The sequence below is a fragment of the Candidatus Dependentiae bacterium genome (assembly GCA_016871815.1).
Classification (GTDB): Bacteria; Babelota; Babeliae; order Babelales.
Window position 1 is genome coordinate 1 of sequence record VHBT01000003.1, and the last position, 17606, is coordinate 17606.

Here is a 17606-nt window from a genome sequence, read left to right on the forward strand (position 1 = left end):
CAAAGGAAAAATCGACGGCGCAGGACGCGATACTCCAGGGCACTACGTGTGCACCGTGTACCAAAAAGATACATCCAGCAATTTACTTATCTACCGAGCAGATTCAGAGTACGATAAAGGCGCAAGAAACCAATCACACGTCAACACTAACGAAGAAATCGCTTTAGGGATTCAACTCAGAGATGGTTTTAACGCTTACACGTAACAAAACTCTCACAAGATTGTGCAAAACACAAAGTCTTGTTGTTGTTTTGCACAATCGTAATGCTAATCGATAAACGTAGAGATGCTTTTCCGATCGATTAGCACCCCAATTTCAATTTATTCTACCAAACCGACACGCACCTGCATAAATTGACCTGACTGCAGATATGCTTTCAATTCCTGCGTTGCATCTTCTGGAGTCAAGGCGTCGATTGCTGCGCAATATTTTTCAAAATAGTTAGCATCAAGACCAAGACATTCATTTGCTAAAATCCATGAAGCTTGACTCTCCACACCCGAAACCAGACCGATTAAACTCGATTTCAAACTGTTTTTGGCTGCAGCAAGCTCTTGCGCGGTTACTGGTGCAATTGCTGCATCGGCAAGAAAACTTGCGATCAGCTGTGCTGAAATTTTGACATGCTCAGGACCGGTCTGTAACCACATTTTGTCAATCGCAGGAGATCGAGAAAATCCTGATCCAAGTCTTCCACCAATCACATAATACAAACCAGTTTGTTCTCGCAGCTGGAAAATGCGATCTTTAAACACGCAACTAAGCACATCAATTATCGCTTTTTTGGGATGATACAAATCAATATCTGATCGCCTTCCCCACCACATCCATACCTGGTCTTTTACCATTTGATGTTCAAAAATACCAGCCCTGCAACTTCCTGCATCATAATTTTCTAAAATCATATGGGATTGCCACACGGACATTTCTGCACCCACAAGATCAAAAATTTCTTGCGCCTCAACATTTCCAACAACAACAAGAGCCATTTTTGATGGATTAAAATAGCCACAAAAATAATTACGCAAATCTCGCGGTGTTAGCTGACGTACAAAATCAATTGCATCATCGATAGTCCAGTCGTACAAACTTTCTGAACACGCAGAACTTTTAAGCATTCGCATCGCAACCGTTAACGCATCATTTTTATTTAATTTTAAAGATTCTATGGTTCTTGATTTAATGGCATCAAATGATAATTCATCACAATTTGCAGTCTTTAACACTTCAATAACCTTTAAAATCGCTTGCTTAATATTTTTATGCGTACCAAGCAACCGAATCGAAAGGCCGTCAACTAAAAGATCAACCCCTAAATCGTCAAAGCAATCATGAATTTCTTTTTTGGTCATACCCGCAGAACCAGAAAACAACCATTCACCAAGCATAGAAAATGCGATTGCTGTTTTGGTGTCTTCTTTTAAATCAGCTTTTTTGAGCTCCAAGAGCGCAACAGCTAAATCAGATGATTCTTCCTTAACCAAAACGGTAAACCCGTTAGAAAATGTTTTTTTAGACGATGCTTCCACAGAAGTAAACTCAAGACCATTTGCATCAGCATATCCCGCAGGAATAATAACCTCTTCAAGCGGCCTTGTTCGATTATGAATTCGTAAAATTTCTTCTTCTAAGACTTGTTCAGCTTTTAAAGATTCTTGCTGAGCTGCAACATTTTCGGGATCTCTAGGAACCAAGTCAACGCGCATCATTTTTTCAGGAATCATGAAACTTGAAATAAGATTTGCGATCTGCTCAGCAGTTACCAATTCAAGCGTGGATGCAAAATCAAAACAATCCTGCAAATCTTGATTCAACGCATACACATGCATCCATGCAAAAGGAATTCCTCTCATTTCAGCAGTTAATTTATCAAGCATACTTGCCTGAGCTAATGAAATTTTATTTTTAACTGCCCGTAAGAAATCTTCTTTAATACCATTTTTTACCAAACGATCCAACTCTTGACGAATCAAAGAAACACACTGCTCTTTTTTTCCCGACATTGGTTGAATGTTAATAAAAAAATGATTACTCAATGATGCACAATCAATATCAACCCCAACAGAAACGGCACATTTTTCGTCATGAATTAGTCGTTTTTCCAGAATTCGAGAATCTCCACCAACAAGTAATTCTTTGAGCAGCTCTGCGGACCGATACGCATCATGTATGCCTCCGGGCAAACGCCATGCAAGCATAACGGTTTCTTGCTCAAAATCTGATTCAACTTTTTTATAAAAATTATCAGTTATCTCACATGATGCTGAATCAAAAGTAGGTAAAACGGTTGACCCCTTTTGCATCAAAGACATTTCTTTGGTACCAACTTCAAGCGCTTCGTCCAAATCAATATCACCCCAGATAAAAAATGTCATGAATTGCGGTTGATAGTATTTTTTAAAAAAATCTCTTAATGCGTCTGCGCAAACACCAGCCAAATCTTTTTTGTACCCAATAACAGCACTGTTTGTAGGGTGTCCTTCCGGATAGCATTCTCGAAATAACTGAACGTACGACTCCCACATTGCATTATCTTTGTTTCTACGCAGCTCCTTAATAACCACTTTCACCTCAGATGCAAGATGCTGTTCATCAATAGCCGCATTACTCAAGCACTGAGCATGAAGCTTCACCAAAGGCTTCCAGTTATTTTTGGGCGCAATAAGGTAGTAACTAGTTAAATCGTGCGAAGTAAACGCATTCGATCGCGCTCCATAGCGACTTTCCAATGCTCCGTATGTTGTTTCTGACATTTCAGCTGTTCCTTTAAACACCATGTGCTCAAGCAAGTGAGCCCATCCGCGTTCTTGCCCTCGTTCAACAACAGAACCAACGCCAGAAAGGACAACCTCCAGAATAACATTTGGCGCCGACGGCTGAGAAACAGCCACAATACGCATCCCATTTGAAAGCGTTTTTTCTGCATACGCAAAACCCGCAAGCGTCCCTCTGCTAATATCTTCTGAAAGAATTGCAGCAGCATCACTAGAAGGACTTACTATTGACGCAATCAAAAACAAATTAATTAAAAAAAATGTAAATTTTTTCACAACAAATTTCCTTATTACTGAACAACATTTCCAACGGTTATTCGCACAAAACGCCCCTGCTGAGCGTACTCATGAGCAACGTGCATCAAATCATCAACCGTAAGTGAATTAAGCAACTGCAAATACTCGGATCGATACATTTCTGATTTATTTGTAACAACCAACGACTGAAAATAATTAGCTAACGCCATTGTTCCCTGTGTAGATGCTGCAACCTTACTCTGCATGGACGATCGAGCGCTTTCTAACTCACTCTGCGTAATTACGGATTCAAACACATTTTTAAGAAAAGATTCAAATAAAATAATAGCCTGATCTAATTTTTCAGGGCTCACCAATGCAAAAACCCTGTCTTCTGTGCGAGCAAAACCGGTTGGTAACAAGCTTGCAAAAACCCCTCCCGCTGTATAAAAAATACCGGTCGAATCTCTGAGCTTAAAAATACGAGAACCAAGAGAGGCAAAATAAATCGTCGACAAAAGATCAACAGCAACGCGTTCTTTTGAAATTTGAAACGCAGGTAAAGAAGACTCTCGCACAAATGACAAATACACTTGATCGCGATTCATTTGAACATGAATATTTTCAACATCGCGCGCAAATACAACATCTTGCGATGAATTAACCACAGCCCCCTGCCACACTGCGGTTGCAGATTTAATTGTTGCGATTATTTCTTCTGAATCAACATTACCAACCACCGAAACTACAAACTGATTTGGATTAAAAAATCTATGATACAAATTTGGTAATTCTTCAAAGGTTAATAATCGAACTTTTGTTATCATTTCTTCCAACGAAATACCATACGAATGATGCGGATATCGCATCGTTGATTGGGCATTTGTTGCGCGAGCCGCAGGATCATCAAACAAAGCTCTTAATCGTTGAATTTCTTGTTCTTTTATCTTCTCGAACAATTGTTTAAGCTCGCGCTCTTTGCCAAGCAAAGAATCCCAAAACGAACTTTTCTTTAAAAAATGTGGCGCTAAAAGTATTTCTAAATATTTTGCAATAACCGCTTGTGCATCTTCTTGCAAACAAATAATTCTTCCATAACTTACACTGAACGCAACTCCACGATCTGCAAACCAATCAAGTATCTGCTGCTTATTCAAGCCCAGAGAGCCTTCTTCGATCATGCCATCAATAATTGATTTGTAACACGAATCAATGGTGCCAGGATATTGATATTGCCGCATGTCGCCAAACGCAACCGCGCACAAATCGGCTTCTTTTTGTTCATGAATAACAACCTGAATACCATTTTCAAGTGTTACTTTACGTGTTGATCGCGGAACGGCAATCGCAATCGATTGAGCATCGGGATATTTTTCAGATACAGGAACCTCAACAAGATCTGGATATGGCGCAGTACGAACATGTACAGACAAAATCTGTGCCTCAAGTTCTTGATCGTTTTTTTGACCTAACAACCACTCATTTTTTTGAGCTTCATCTTGAAGAACCGTATCGATTCGAACCATTTTTTCTGGCGTTAAATAATTTGTGACAAAAGTTGAAATTTTCTGTGAAGTTACTCGAGAAAGCCGCTCTCCGGAAGTAAACGCATAATCGATAGAACCCGTCAAAATATATGCATTTAAAACATCAAAACCTAATAATGCTTGCGCTGGAACTTGCTTAACAAATTCATGTCTAATTTTTTCAGCAACAACAAAGCGATCTAAAACAGCTTTTTCTACTGGTTTTTTGGCCAAATTATCCAATTCATCTTTTATCGCATCAACGCACGCTTGCATTTTACCATCGCGAGGCTGCACGTACACCAAAAATACTGCCTCATGACACAACCGCTGAACACCGGCATTTACAATGTCGGCAATCTGTTCAACATCAATCAGTCGTTTATGCAATAACGATGAGGCGCCTTCACCAAGAACTTTTGCCGTCATCTCCGACAAGTCAACCTCGTCATTCCACTCTGCAGAAATAGGCCAAACCAACAAGCAATGTTCTTTTACCCATGGTTTTGGCAACACGGAATGAAAGCTCAACGTTTTTGAATATTTTTTAGTAAAAATCGGCTCAAACGTTCTATTTGAAGCAGGAATATGAGAAAAATACTTTTCAACAAGCGAAATAACTTCTTCGACCTGGACATCCCCCACAACAAACAATGTTGCTCTTTCTGGAGAATAATATTTTTTATAAAAAGCTTTTAACCGATCTGCATTTAAGCCAGCCAGATCTTTTTTGTACCCAATCAGTGGGGCATGGTACGGATGATCTTCTGGGAGCATTTTGGAAAAAAGTTCTTCAAACATCACAACAAACGGGTTGTCATTGCGCATGCGAAGTTCTTGGATTACAGCCTTTATTTCTGAAGCCAAATGCTGCTCATCAAGCAAAACATTTTCCATGCAATCGGCAAGCAATGGAATAAACGGACGCCAATTGTTAGAATCGACCTCGAAAAAGTATGATGTCATGTCATTGCCGGTAAACGCATTAAAAACAGCGCCATATCGCTTTGCCAAAACAGAAACCGCACCCTCGGGCAGCTCAACCGTTCCTTTAAAAATCATATGTTCAAGTAAATGCGCCAAGCCTCTTTCTGAAGGCTCTTCATGCGCACCACCAACATCATAGAGCATTTGAACTTTTACCCGTTGCTGCATGGTTGAAGGGACAACAACCAAACGCATCCCATTCTGTAATGAATGATATTTTACAAAATGTACCGCTTTACTCATACAAATTCCCCAGAATCAAAAACGCCACAAAAAAAGCATATCGTTCAGCGTGCCATAAAAAAATCGCTCTGTAACGAGTCAGATTCAAAAAATAGTCATTTCCGGTTGTATCTTTTTAATCATGATATGAGTTGTAAACACAAACTTTGAGCAACCAATAAAACATTTCAACATTAAATTCATCAAGAGGCGTTTTACCCTCATAGATCGAGATTATTTTTTCAAATTTTGTTGTATGGAATAAACCAGCCTGTGGTTTTAGTAAGCTTAAATTCTTTATTTTTAGGCCAACTTAAAGTTTTCATTAATTTTCTCAGCAAGCGTTGAATTATTTTTTTTGTTCGGAAGAAACCTTTAGTTTCGCCGGAGACGATATCGCGATTTTTTCTTTGTGTACAGTTGGACTTGTTTTTAAGTCTTCAGAAATAAAATCAAAAAATATTCAAAAATTGTTTGCATCATTTTTTTTGAGTACAATTATCAGCGATATTTTATCCCTTTAGATGGATTTATTTTTATGCGCAAATCGCTTTTTCTCTGCGCTCTTTCGATCATCTGTTGCAGCTCTCTTAAAAATGAGCCGGTAACAATCATCACACTTTCACCTCTTGAGGCAGATTCGGCACTCCTTGTTCAACAAATGGAAAAAGAGGCTCAATCTCTTACCCTCTCTCAAGCAATTATTGCCGCAACAACCGAACATCCCACGATAAAAGCAGCAAAATTAACTCATGAAATTGCTCAACTTGCAGAAAAATCTGCCTGGGCTGGCTTTTTGCCCACAATTGGTCTGACCAGTTCTGCTGTTGCGAGCAAAGCTACTCCAACCGGTCAATTTGCAACAACACTAAGCGCCTCACAAAATTTAATCAACCTTGCAGGTCCAAAAACACGCGCAAAGCAAGCAGGAATAGACACAAAAATCGCACAGACTCAGATAAGTGCTGCACAGCAAGAAAAAAGAGCTGCGGTTGAAGCACTTTTTTTGAATACCTGGCTCAAGCAAGAAGAATATGCTGTGTTGAAAAAAGAATTGGCTTTTTCTCAGGAAAATCAAAAAATAAACCAAGAAAAATATGAAGCCGGATTGCTTTCTTTACCTGAGTATCAAAAAACGATCGCCGATGCGTGCGCTACAGAAATGAAATGCACAATCCACAATAATCAACTTATTTCGCTGCTTGCGGAACTTGAAGAAATGACAGGTATTTTCCTCACCGATGGATCAGATGCAAAGATGCACCTTGAATGGAATCCAAATCTTACATTCCAACTAGACTCGGTTGATACCTACATTTCGTTGGCTCTCAAAAATCGACTTGAACTTGAAATACACAAACTCAATTACAAACGAACTCGCATCGACGAACGGTTTGCGCTAGGAAAAACATTTCCCTCTCTGAGCGCTGTCGGCCAATATTCATACGACTATCAACCCGGAAATCCCGATTATCGATCGTACTCGTCGTACACAAAAACAAACTTTTTTGGAGGACTACAACTTTCCTGGAATCTGTTTGATGGAACGTTGAGCAAAATAGAAGCAGAAACAGCTCGAATAAAAGCCCTCAAATCAACCACCGACAAAGAAATAACTCAAAAAAAAATAGAAAAAGAAATAAAACAACTCTACAACAGCCTGAAAGTCTCTCACCAGCAAGCCGCTGTTTCTCTAGCTCAACTCAGAGCTTCAACCAGCACGCTTCAATCGTCTCAGGATGCTTGTACCGTTGGATCGATGACCACAACAACACTGTTAGGATCAGCAACACACCAACTCAAAGCACAATTTGAACACCTTACTCACCTTGTACAATTTCAACGTCAATTTTTTGCACTTAATGCTGGATGTGGATATGCATTGGATCTTTCAGGCAATACATTCGGCGAAAAATAAAAAAATAAGCACCTATGTGTAGGTGCTTATTTTTCACAAAATCATTTTTTATTTACGCAACTTTTAACCTGCCAAAAGTCGCTTTACGCACTAACCATGAACCCCAAGATTCTGGAGCTACTGCGAGACCAACTGGAATTTGTACTGGAGCTGCTAACGCTGGTGCCGTAGCACCCTGAACAGGTTGTCCAACCGCAGAAGGCGCCGTTGGAACAAGTACACCCATCGGAACTGTAGCAGTCACTTGTGAAACTTTTGATCCATGATAGTTCATATTAGCAATCGCAAATTGATTAAAAATATTTTTCATATTGTCCACAGGTGTTTTCAAAACCGTTGAAAGTTCTGAGTCTAGGGATTGTAGATGATTAATATAGCTTAGAAATTGACTTGGTTCTTTTACCGCAGGACTTTGCACATACGTTGCCATCACAGTAGTTTTGTATGCTTTAAACTTATATTCAGACTCTTTGAGTTTTAATCTTTTTTGGATTGTATCTAGTTTTCCAAAAATAGATTTCCAAAGCGCTTTAACCGTTACTTCAAGTTGAACTCGATCGAACTCATCTTGACTATCAACTGCAAGCTTTGGCGTTGAGCCGCAGAATCGTTTGTCACCAACTGCTGATCGATATTTATTAGCTGCTTTTCTAAAGACATCTGCAATCTCTGAATACATCAATCGTTTGCCATTTGCTTTATCTTTTTCGTACTGACGATACGCGATTTCATTTGCCATTTCTTGTGAAAGTTCTTCTGCTTTTTCTGGATCAACTAGTTCTGGATTTCTTGCAAAATGGAGTAACACAGCCGATAACGGATCTGTCATTCCAGAAGTGGATAAAGTTTTAGGCTTTACAAACCCTGTAAGTTCTTGCGCCCTATTTGATCGGAATGAAGCATCATCATATGACCATGCACGCAACCACGTTTTTAACTTGTCCCAACGAGCTTTTGGCTCTGAATACAACGAAATAATCTTTTTTATAGATTCTACTCTACCACCAGCGTGCATAAACAAATTACGTGCAACTTCTTTGCGATTGTGCACAACATACATCAACCCAACAAAAAGACCCACTGCACTCAATGATCCAGCATAGGTAATTGCTTTATCAACCGAAAAACGTTGTCCAATTGATGAAACCCTATCCATACCTCTGTCAAGAGTATTTTTTCCGAAAACTAAGCTTTTGTGACCAACAGCAAGACCTGCATCACACCCTGCAAGAACCATCGACTTTGCAACTTGCGCAGAAGCTTCAACAGAAGAATATACTTTTTTAGCCATAAACTGAGTCTTGCTCATAGTGAAAACTGGCGTAATTTCAGCAATTCTTTTTGCAAAGCCAACCAAATGATCTGGTTTTGCAAAGCGAGTTCCTTTTGCAGTAACTTCTGCAAAAAATAACTCTAAACTCTTAATAAAATGCATCAAGGTGTACACGTTAAGCGATGCAACAGTTCCATGATCGGAGATCACCAGGTCCCATTTTTTATATTCTTTAAAAATCTCTAGCGCCAACTTCTGTTTAATCACACCATGTTTATTCACGACTTTAAAGATAAAATCTCTTATCTCTACGATTTGCTCTGAAACTTTAAATTCTGAATTACGTCTCATGTACCCAAGAGCACTATCAAAAAGCTCCAAGAACACGTTTGCCGCTTTTGCTCCCAACTCATCATTTGCTGATAAAATTAACGCATCTTCCAAAATTTGATCTCGCTTCATCCCTTTTTCAAGGTACACTGCCGCAAAAGCATCAAATTCTGTCCATGCGACATACAATTTTGATTCAGCACAAAGAACTGAACCGAAAACTAAAAAGAATAACCACGCACGCATATATGCTAAAAAAGTCATACTTAATCCCAACTAATACTAAAAAGGCACTCAAGGCTTTCTCCCTGAAACTATCCTCCTCAGATTAATGAAGACATGACTAAAAACAACTGACCCCTGTTTTCATATTGAAATGAGGCCTTTTGTGCTATTTTTGCAATTTTTTTATCAAAAAAGGGCCAATTTTCCAAAAAACAAGCCCTAACGCTCCGATTCCTACGAACATAAAAAGTGCTTTTTTTGTCTCTTTTGCAACCTCAGGATCTTCCCATTTTTTTTTCTGACACAAATTAAGTACAATGCCTTCCACTATTTTGCGACTTGCGCACACAGAACACCACAGGCTGTCGTGATCGAGCTCACACAAAGGTAATGAATCTTGTATATCATTGATAAACGGCTCTAATCGCTCTACGACAAATTCTTCTTTGCTCAATCGTTCAACCTCAACAACAAATAAGATCGCCGCCTTTAAAAAATTAATTTTATGCTGCCTGGTAAATATTTTTTGATCGCCATGATTTTCAAACAACTGTCCAAAAATACTCACCAATTTCATCATTTTGGTATTTACACCCAAGACAGGATCGTAAGTCATCGCCAAAAAATTAAGTATCAACAGCTGTTTGTAATAAGAAATCCAAAAATAGAGTGCTTTTTTTTCAAGACTTTTTTTTGATATAAAGCTTTTTTCTAAGGCCTGAATAACTGTTTCGACTTGGCGCCGAAGGGCTACACCACCCAAGGGAATTTCTCCTAAAAAAAATTCGCTTTTAATTTTTTTTGAATAAAAACAAAATTGTCTACGCTCATCCTCCAAGAGCAATCGCGCAGTAGCCAATAAATCATCACAGGTAAGATCATTATTTTTGGACCAGATTACCGATGGCTGAGATGAATAAAAAACCAACAAAAACAACAATACAAGAAATGATCGGAATGTTTCGTTGATCGTTTTTAACATTTTTCTTATACTCGCAACGAACATACTTGCCCACTCCACTCTTTTTTTTATGAAACTTGCACACATCGTTTTTTTTTGTATCATCGGTCTTCCAATCATAACTCTTGGTTCATGGTGGCTTTACAATAAACACAACAAAAAAGATTCTATTTTGTTGTTCAAAACAACTCAACCAGAAAAACGAACTATCACAAGGATTATTGACGCTTCTGGATTAATAAAACTCAAAGATACCGCTCGATTAGGAAGCTTGGTTTCAGGAACAGTTGATGAAATCATGGTCGAAGAAAATACTTGCGTCAAAGCAGGCCAACCTCTTGCCACGATTAACCTTAAAGACAAAGATTTTTCATATAAAGTTGCTCTTGAGCGCGCAAAGCAAAGTCTTGCATCATATGAATACCAAAAATCACACACCGCTCGTATGAAAAAATTATTCGAAACACAGGGAATATCTTCAGATGCTATGGAATCAGAACTTGCAAAATTGCAAGATCTGGAGGCCACATTAAGTGTTCAAAATATGATTGTTGAACAAGAAAAAGCATTATATGAACAGCGCATTTTAAAATCTCCTATTGATGGGGTTGTTGTTGCAATAAATGTTACTAAGGGCGAACCAATTACAACTGACTTGCAAGCAACCGTTTTATTTGAAGTAGCACCAAGCATATCCAATATGCGAGCATATTTAGATATTGATGAAAGCGATATAACGCTGGCAAAACCAGGTCAAAAAATTGAAATTTCTGTTGATAGTCAGCCAAGCAGAATTTTTAATGGAAAAATGCAATCGGTCAGTTACTCGCCCAAGGGCAAATCTGCCAATATCAAATACGAAGGCATTGTAGACATTCTTGATGGACAAGAATTATTGCGTCCTGGCATGACCGCACACGCATCTGTTGTTGTTGCACGAGAGGAAGACACACTTGGAGTTCTTTCACAAGCATTTTTTGTAAACAAGAAAGCTCTTGAAGAAGTATCAAAAAAACTTAACTATTCCTTCAAGCCAATACCAACAAAAAAAACCACTGCTGACTCGAACGTAGATGAAAAACAAACTAAAAATCTGTGGTTATTTGAGAACAATTCTTTTGTCGAAAAAGAAGTTGAAATCGGTATCACCGATGACACGTACTATGCAGTTCATTCGGGACTTTCTGAAAAAGATAAAGTGATTATTGATGTTGATGAAGTAAATGCTCTGGATGAATTTTACAAACAAATATCTCAAAGGTAACTTCATGAATCTTTTAATGCTTTTTTCTACCGCATGGCGCGCCTTGCAATACCATAAAATAAGAACCCTTTTAACCATGCTTGGGATTATTATTGGAATTGCAGCGCTCATAACAACCATGGCGATCGGTCACGGTGCACAAAAAAAAATAGAAGCGGAAATTGCTGCAATGGGAAGCAATGCAATCGTTTTGCACGCAGGCTCTCCAATAAAAAATAAAAACGTTTCAAAAAATACTCAAATCACCTCCATGAAACTGCGCGACATGACCGCACTCAAAAAACAAATTCCGCTCATCAAATATATTTCTCCAATCGTTGATTCACGCAAAACAACAATCTCGCATCAAACAACGCACATCGAAGTAAGCTTGCGCGGAGGGAATGAACACTATTTTCATATCGCAAATCGAAAGCTTAAACGCGGACGCAACATGACCGCAGAAGACTACACCCTTGCTCGTAGAGTTTTAATTCTTGGTAGCGAAGCTGCAGATCTTCTTTTTAAGAACACAGATCCGATCGGAAAAGGTATTTTAATCGGAAAAAAAATGTTCTTAGTTATTGGCGTTTTTGAAAAAATAGAAGACCATGACCCAATAGCAACACCAAATTTGACTTGTCTTATTCCCTACACCACTGCCCAAAAAAAGATTTATAAAGAATCGGTAGAGTTTCCGCACTATTTTTTCATTAGTTGCATCAATCAAGAAACAATTCAAACGGTTGTCAGACAAGTTACAAATATCATGCGCGTCAGACATCATTTAAAACCAACTGATGCAAATGATTTTACCGTTTTTGACCAACAATCGTACGGCAAAGCAAAAGCGCGCTCATCAGATATTTTAAGTATTTTATTGTTAATTATCGCCTCAATCTCCCTTCTTGTTGGCGGTATTGGCGTTATGAATATCATGCTGGTTTCGGTTTCTGAACGAACAAAAGAAATTGGCGTTCGCATGGCTCTTGGCGCCACCACAACGATGATTTTAACTCAATTTATTATCGAATCGATTGTGATCTGTAGCATTGGGGGACTAATTGGCGTTTGTGTAGGAACTATCACTCCCTTACTTATTGGAACGTTTGCAAAATGGCCTATTGCAATAACACCTATTTCTGTGATTATTGCCAGCCTGGTGACGATGCTGGTTGGTATTTTTTTTGGTATTTATCCGGCCCACCGAGCATCCCAACTACGACCAGTAGAAGCGCTTCAAGAACAATAAACACTCGTATTAACTGAGCTCTTCTTCGCTTTCCAAGCCATCACCATACAGTAAATTAGATACAAATTCACTTTCTTCTGGCAGCGCAGCAGCAACAATTAAATCTCCATCATATTTTATTTTTTGACGCGTTCTCCAGCACATTTCGCTCGGCCCAAACATATGCAAAAAAGCTAAATTTAATACGCCAATCTGACGAACTTTAAAATCAAAAAATGCTTTTTCGGCCGTTTGAACAATTCGACGAGCATGAGATGATTGAACAAAAAAACAAACCATCAGTCCCATACCCAATAAGAAACGCTTCATTTCATGACCCCCTACAATCAATTGGCGTTCTTTTTATTCTTGATAATCAAAAACCCCTAAAACAACATTTTAGGGGTTAACAAAAAATATATAGTCAAAAAAACAGCCCACTCTTGAGCAGTAGATTATTCAAGCGAGAGAAGTTTTAACGTTTCTTCAATCTCTTCTTTGGCATCAAGATCTCCACAGGCTGTGGCCTTTTTAAACCAAAACAAAGCTTCATTTAGATTTTTATCAACAATTGATCCTGTCTGGTATATTTTTGCAAGACAGTACATAGAAACAACATACCCCTGATTTGCAGCTTTTTTATACCATTCAATTGCAAGATGTATATCCTTATCACACCCAAGCCCAACCTCGTACGCACGACCTAATCCATGTTGCGCTTTAAAATCACCTTGTGCTGCTGCTTTTTTTCGCCATTCAAATGCTTTTTTGTACGCAGGCCTATCTCCCGAACTATAAAAAGTAACTAAATAACGTTGCGCGTTTATGTTACCAGCTTTCGCTGATTTTTTTATTAAATCTATTCCGTATTTTCTTTTTTTCTCAAGACCATATTGCCCCTCACAACTTATTATCCCAAGCAAATAGCAAGCTTCAGGATTTTCTTGTGCTGCTGCCAGTTCAAACCAATAAACAGCAAACTCTTCGTTTGGCAAAACGCCTTCGCAGCCATGTAATGCGAACTTTCCCATATAACATTGTGCTACCGCAGATCCCGCTGCGGCCGCTCGAGAAAACCAACACAACGCTTCTATCACATCCGCCTTGCAACCAATACCCCACACCAATCGCTTTGCATATTCTTCTTGTGATTGAACATCTCCAAGCTCTGCTGCCCGTCTAAAAAAGAATGTCGCCTTAACTTCATCATGTTCAACCGAAAAACCTTTTCCATAGGCATATCCAAGATTTTTTAAGGCGATAATACTACCGTTTTGGGCTGCTTGTTCATACCAATAAGCTGCTGCTTTTTCATCTTTTGTCACGCCAATTCCGGTTAAATAAGATGTTGCAACGTTTTCTTGCGCAATACGAAGACCTTTTTCTGCAGCTTGCAACGTCCATGAAAACGCTTCTTTTGCATCTCTTTGCACGCCCAATCCTCGTTCCAACATTCGGGCAACCTGCAATTGTGCCAACAAATGCCCTTCTTGCGCAGCTTTCATAAAATATTCATATGCTTGCTCTAAGGATTTATCACATCCTGATCCAGTAAAAAATTGCATCCCCAAAGAATACAGTAGATCAACATCTTTAACTTCAACTTCTTCAGATAAAACTTCCTCAGAATCATTTTCGACAAAAGACGCATCTTCCCTGTCTTGAACATGGTCATAATTATTTTCAGCACCTAAAAAAGCAGTAAAATGTATAAAATTAAAAAAACAAACGAAAAAAAAAGATCTAAAAACCATATATTTTTATAGCTATTTATAAACGTACAAAGCAGCTCGTATCATACTCGTGCTTCAGAATTGATATCAACACTCATCATCAAACTCAAAAAACTAACCTTTTACAAAAAAGGTATAAAAATTATCATCGATGTGTTTTATATATATTTCTTACAAAATCATGATACTCAAACCATGCATCCCACGTTGTTTCTGCAAATCGGCGCATCAAATCAACATATTCTTCTTGAGTCAATTTAGCGTAATTAATAGAATCCCAAACATCAGTTGCTCGCAACTCAATCAACCCTTTTGTTCGCTTGGGCTCTAAGAAAATAATTCTTTTTTCTAAAATCTTTTGCCTAACATCATCAAACTCTTTTTCTACTTTTTCAGTCGAAAAACCCTTTTCAACAGTCAGAAACAACCGCAATAAATGCAACGGAATATCTTGAACTGAACTTGCTCGCGCATCACGATCAATTCCCAGCGCAATTTGTACTTCCAAACAAGACAAATGTTGAACTGCATACGCACTAATAATAAGTTTTTTTAACGGTAAAAAACTAAAGCGTACATCATTATATGATATTATTTTTAAAAACACTTCATAACACTCTGGAGACGCAACTCCCATAGAATCCCACGTGTTATTTTTAACATCTTTAGTAAAAGAAGACTGACAGCCTGGGCACGTCCGATGATTTGTTACTGGACCAAAAACGCCATGCGACACTCAAAAATCTCCATATACTCTTGATATAACTATCAAATACAATTTTTAAAGCTCACAAAAATAAGTCTGTTGCCATTTTTGCGAACGAGAAGCTTCCAAATTATCTAGTTCAACCCATGGAGCATAAACCCGAAAAGCACATTTACGACCAATCCGATTAACTGAAATAATTCCAAATTTAACAAGATCTTTTTTAGAAATCAAAAAATACCCATGTCGAAATAAACTATATGAACCTGAACGACTCTTCTTCAACTCAGTGATCTTCTTTATAAATCATGACCAAGCAATAAATAGCAATACTATTTCCCTGACTTGCAGACTTGGTATACCACTCAACAGCATTTTGCATACTTTTTTTGCATCCAAAACCAAGTTAATAATATCTCCCAAGACTATGCTGTACTCTTGCATAACCTGGTTGGCAGCTTACAAAAAATAAATAAATGCCTTTTCCAATTGACTTCTCTTACCCATCTCCCTGCAAATACATAATACCAACTTGATATAACTCTAAAGAATCACATATATCTGGCTGAGCTATTTCACACAACTCAAATGAAATATCTTCAAACACATCACCGTTATCTTGAGATTTTAAAATAGTAAGAAAATCTTACCTAAAAAATTAATTTGAAGAATAAATAAAATTCACAGCCAAAAAATAAAAATTTTTAAATAAAAACGACTTAATAAACATATTCAGCCCCCCCCCAAAAAAATTTCGTCGCTCAGGGTATAAACAATACGCAATTAAAGAAAAGACAATTAAAAACAATCTATTTAAAGTGCAATAAGGCAAAACAAATACTAAATATTCAAAACTGGATAACTTAACTCAAAAAAATAGTTAATCTGCCACAACTGCGAACAACGCGCTTGACTATTACCAACCAAAACCCATGGCGCATACAATCTAAACCCTCTTTTTCCACCTTTTTTAGAAATAGAAATAATCTCTTTTTCTGCTAAAACACTCTTTGGAATCAAAAAATATCCATGTCGAGACGAACTATCATCTCGTACATAGACCATAAAAAAATCAACCTCATCATCAATATCAAAGGGAATCGACTCTAATTGTTCATCACGCTTCCAAAAAACAACAAAATGCCCATCTTTTGCAGGTGTTCGTTTACCAACTCGAAATTCAATTCGGTTTTTATCATTTAAAATAAATAAACATGAATTATACAAACGATTATCTTCAGAAAAAGAAAACTTTGAAATATGAAAATTACATACAAAAATTAAAAACAACTCAACATCAAAATGTTTTTGCTTTATCATTTAATGCTCCACAAAAACACACTGCAATCTACTAAACCACAAAAAGAAAACCGTTTGTAGTATAAAACAAAAAGTTCGCTAACAAGAATTTCACAAAAAAAGCTAACTGCACTTTGAAATAAGTTTTGCTGCCCTGGTAAAAGGCGCCACAGTATTAACGCGCACCCACTTTGACAATAGCCACCACACTCCGGATGGCAATTGCTGCCATGACCAAACGCCAACGGTATCAAGTGTTCCTTCTTGATGCGCCTGCTCAACAATTTCCAGCACACGAATAATACATGCGCTCAAATTCAGCATCTTGTTGTTTACCACCATCAAACCAGTATTTTTCATAAAAATAGATTGCCATTTCCGTGTAACGCCACGAGGAAAATCCATCACCAGGCATGGACATGCGCTCACCACGCTTACCACATTCATACCACTTAATAAGTCTACGCACCCATCCCATTTGATATGCAATGAGCTCTGCAGGACTTACATAACGACCAGTAAACAAAACACACCTACTATTACGCAGCTCAGAGGAACATCGTTAAACCTGATTGGTAAGTGTTGAATAAGCCATAAAAACATTCTTTGCAAGCGGTGAATGAAGAGAAACAGACAACACAAAAAACCCCCACTGTTTTGAAACAATCTCAAGAAAAAAAAATCTCTAACGTCTCGCTACAGTTTTCTACCGAGACCATAAAACTCGAAAGTCTCTCTATAAAAAAACGTCCAGAGTGTAAAAACTCTGGACGTCATAATTAATGTTGGCAATACTTATTTTCCCGTACCGTCACCAGTAAAGTATCTTCAGCGTATTGTATTTCACTTCTGTATTCGAAATGGGAACAGGTGTTTCCACAATACTATAGTCACCAACAAATTTTTCAAACTAATTGAAATCTTTGAAATATTTGAGAAA

14 protein-coding genes and 1 rRNA gene are annotated in these 17606 nt (G+C 38.0%); 3 read left to right on the forward strand and 12 right to left on the reverse strand.

The features are described 5' to 3' along the window. Positions 1 to 321: 321 nt before the first annotated feature. A complete protein-coding gene (locus FJ366_01020) occupies positions 322 to 3051 on the reverse strand; it encodes an insulinase family protein (GenBank protein MBM3894167.1) in 2730 nt (909 codons plus the stop codon). Between the two features lie 14 nt (positions 3052 to 3065). Continuing rightward, on the reverse strand, positions 3066 to 5768 hold the full coding sequence (locus FJ366_01025) for an insulinase family protein (protein MBM3894168.1): 2703 nt from the start codon (positions 5766 to 5768) through the stop codon (positions 3066 to 3068). 517 nt (positions 5769 to 6285) lie between these two features. Here FJ366_01025 and FJ366_01030 point away from each other — a divergent pair. Beyond that, positions 6286 to 7665, forward strand: a complete 1380-nt coding sequence (locus tag FJ366_01030; GenBank protein MBM3894169.1) for a TolC family protein — start codon at positions 6286 to 6288, stop codon at positions 7663 to 7665. Between the two features lie 52 nt (positions 7666 to 7717). Here the strand turns inward: FJ366_01030 and FJ366_01035 are convergent, their stop codons facing one another. Both FJ366_01035 and FJ366_01040 read right to left on the reverse strand, forming a co-directional pair. Then, on the reverse strand, positions 7718 to 9532 hold the full coding sequence (locus tag FJ366_01035) for a hypothetical protein (protein MBM3894170.1): 1815 nt from the start codon (positions 9530 to 9532) through the stop codon (positions 7718 to 7720). A 127-nt stretch (positions 9533 to 9659) separates the two neighbouring features. Beyond that, a complete protein-coding gene (locus tag FJ366_01040; protein MBM3894171.1) occupies positions 9660 to 10499 on the reverse strand; it encodes a hypothetical protein in 840 nt (279 codons plus the stop codon). Between the two features lie 25 nt (positions 10500 to 10524). Between FJ366_01040 and FJ366_01045 the strand changes: the two genes are divergently transcribed. Together FJ366_01045 and FJ366_01050 are read left to right on the forward strand one after the other, a co-directional pair. Then, a complete protein-coding gene (locus FJ366_01045; GenBank protein MBM3894172.1) occupies positions 10525 to 11718 on the forward strand; it encodes an efflux RND transporter periplasmic adaptor subunit in 1194 nt (397 codons plus the stop codon). Beyond that, the gene (locus FJ366_01050) at positions 11678 to 12949 is read left to right on the forward strand and encodes an FtsX-like permease family protein (GenBank protein MBM3894173.1); all 1272 of its coding nucleotides are present in this window, start codon (positions 11678 to 11680) and stop codon (positions 12947 to 12949) included. Before FJ366_01045 ends, FJ366_01050 begins: the two co-directional genes overlap by 41 nt. Before the next feature lie 9 nt (positions 12950 to 12958). Here FJ366_01050 and FJ366_01055 read toward each other — a convergent pair whose 3' ends face one another. The 8 genes from FJ366_01055 to rrf form a co-directional block, all read right to left on the reverse strand. After that, positions 12959 to 13258 carry a hypothetical protein gene (locus FJ366_01055; GenBank protein ID MBM3894174.1) on the reverse strand — a complete coding sequence of 100 codons (300 nt, stop codon included), beginning with the start codon at positions 13256 to 13258 and terminating at the stop codon, positions 12959 to 12961. A gap of 125 nt (positions 13259 to 13383) precedes the next feature. Continuing rightward, a complete protein-coding gene (locus FJ366_01060; GenBank protein ID MBM3894175.1) occupies positions 13384 to 14682 on the reverse strand; it encodes a sel1 repeat family protein in 1299 nt (432 codons plus the stop codon). A 124-nt stretch (positions 14683 to 14806) separates the two neighbouring features. Beyond that, the gene (locus tag FJ366_01065) at positions 14807 to 15397 is read right to left on the reverse strand and encodes a hypothetical protein (GenBank protein ID MBM3894176.1); all 591 of its coding nucleotides are present in this window, start codon (positions 15395 to 15397) and stop codon (positions 14807 to 14809) included. 45 nt (positions 15398 to 15442) lie between these two features. Further along, positions 15443 to 15670: a hypothetical protein gene (locus FJ366_01070; protein MBM3894177.1), complete on the reverse strand. Its 228-nt coding sequence runs from the start codon at positions 15668 to 15670 to the stop codon at positions 15443 to 15445. Positions 15671 to 16207: 537 nt separating this feature from the next. After that, positions 16208 to 16687, reverse strand: a complete 480-nt coding sequence (locus tag FJ366_01075; GenBank protein ID MBM3894178.1) for a hypothetical protein — start codon at positions 16685 to 16687, stop codon at positions 16208 to 16210. Between the two features lie 102 nt (positions 16688 to 16789). Further along, positions 16790 to 16981 (reverse strand): hypothetical protein, encoded by a 192-nt coding sequence (locus tag FJ366_01080; protein MBM3894179.1) that lies wholly within the window; start codon positions 16979 to 16981, stop codon positions 16790 to 16792. Beyond that, the gene (locus tag FJ366_01085; protein MBM3894180.1) at positions 16944 to 17192 is read right to left on the reverse strand and encodes a ClbS/DfsB family four-helix bundle protein; all 249 of its coding nucleotides are present in this window, start codon (positions 17190 to 17192) and stop codon (positions 16944 to 16946) included. Before FJ366_01085 ends, FJ366_01080 begins: the two co-directional genes overlap by 38 nt. Positions 17193 to 17449: 257 nt before the next feature. Then, positions 17450 to 17564, reverse strand: a 5S ribosomal RNA gene (gene rrf, locus FJ366_01090). Positions 17565 to 17606: the final 42 nt, after the last annotated feature.

Coding starts and splice junctions, on each gene's coding strand:
- FJ366_01025 (MBM3894168.1), bottom strand. CDS start 5,768: ATGAGTAAAGCGGTACATTTTGTAAAATATCATTCATTACAGAATGGG.
- FJ366_01030 (MBM3894169.1), top strand. CDS start 6,286: ATGCGCAAATCGCTTTTTCTCTGCGCTCTTTCGATCATCTGTTGCAGC.
- FJ366_01035 (MBM3894170.1), bottom strand. CDS start 9,532: ATGACTTTTTTAGCATATATGCGTGCGTGGTTATTCTTTTTAGTTTTC.
- FJ366_01040 (MBM3894171.1), bottom strand. CDS start 10,499: ATGTTCGTTGCGAGTATAAGAAAAATGTTAAAAACGATCAACGAAACA.
- FJ366_01045 (MBM3894172.1), top strand. CDS start 10,525: ATGAAACTTGCACACATCGTTTTTTTTTGTATCATCGGTCTTCCAATC.
- FJ366_01050 (MBM3894173.1), top strand. CDS start 11,678: ATGCTCTGGATGAATTTTACAAACAAATATCTCAAAGGTAACTTCATG.
- FJ366_01055 (MBM3894174.1), bottom strand. CDS start 13,258: ATGAAGCGTTTCTTATTGGGTATGGGACTGATGGTTTGTTTTTTTGTT.
- FJ366_01060 (MBM3894175.1), bottom strand. CDS start 14,682: ATGGTTTTTAGATCTTTTTTTTTCGTTTGTTTTTTTAATTTTATACAT.
- FJ366_01075 (MBM3894178.1), bottom strand. CDS start 16,687: ATGATAAAGCAAAAACATTTTGATGTTGAGTTGTTTTTAATTTTTGTA.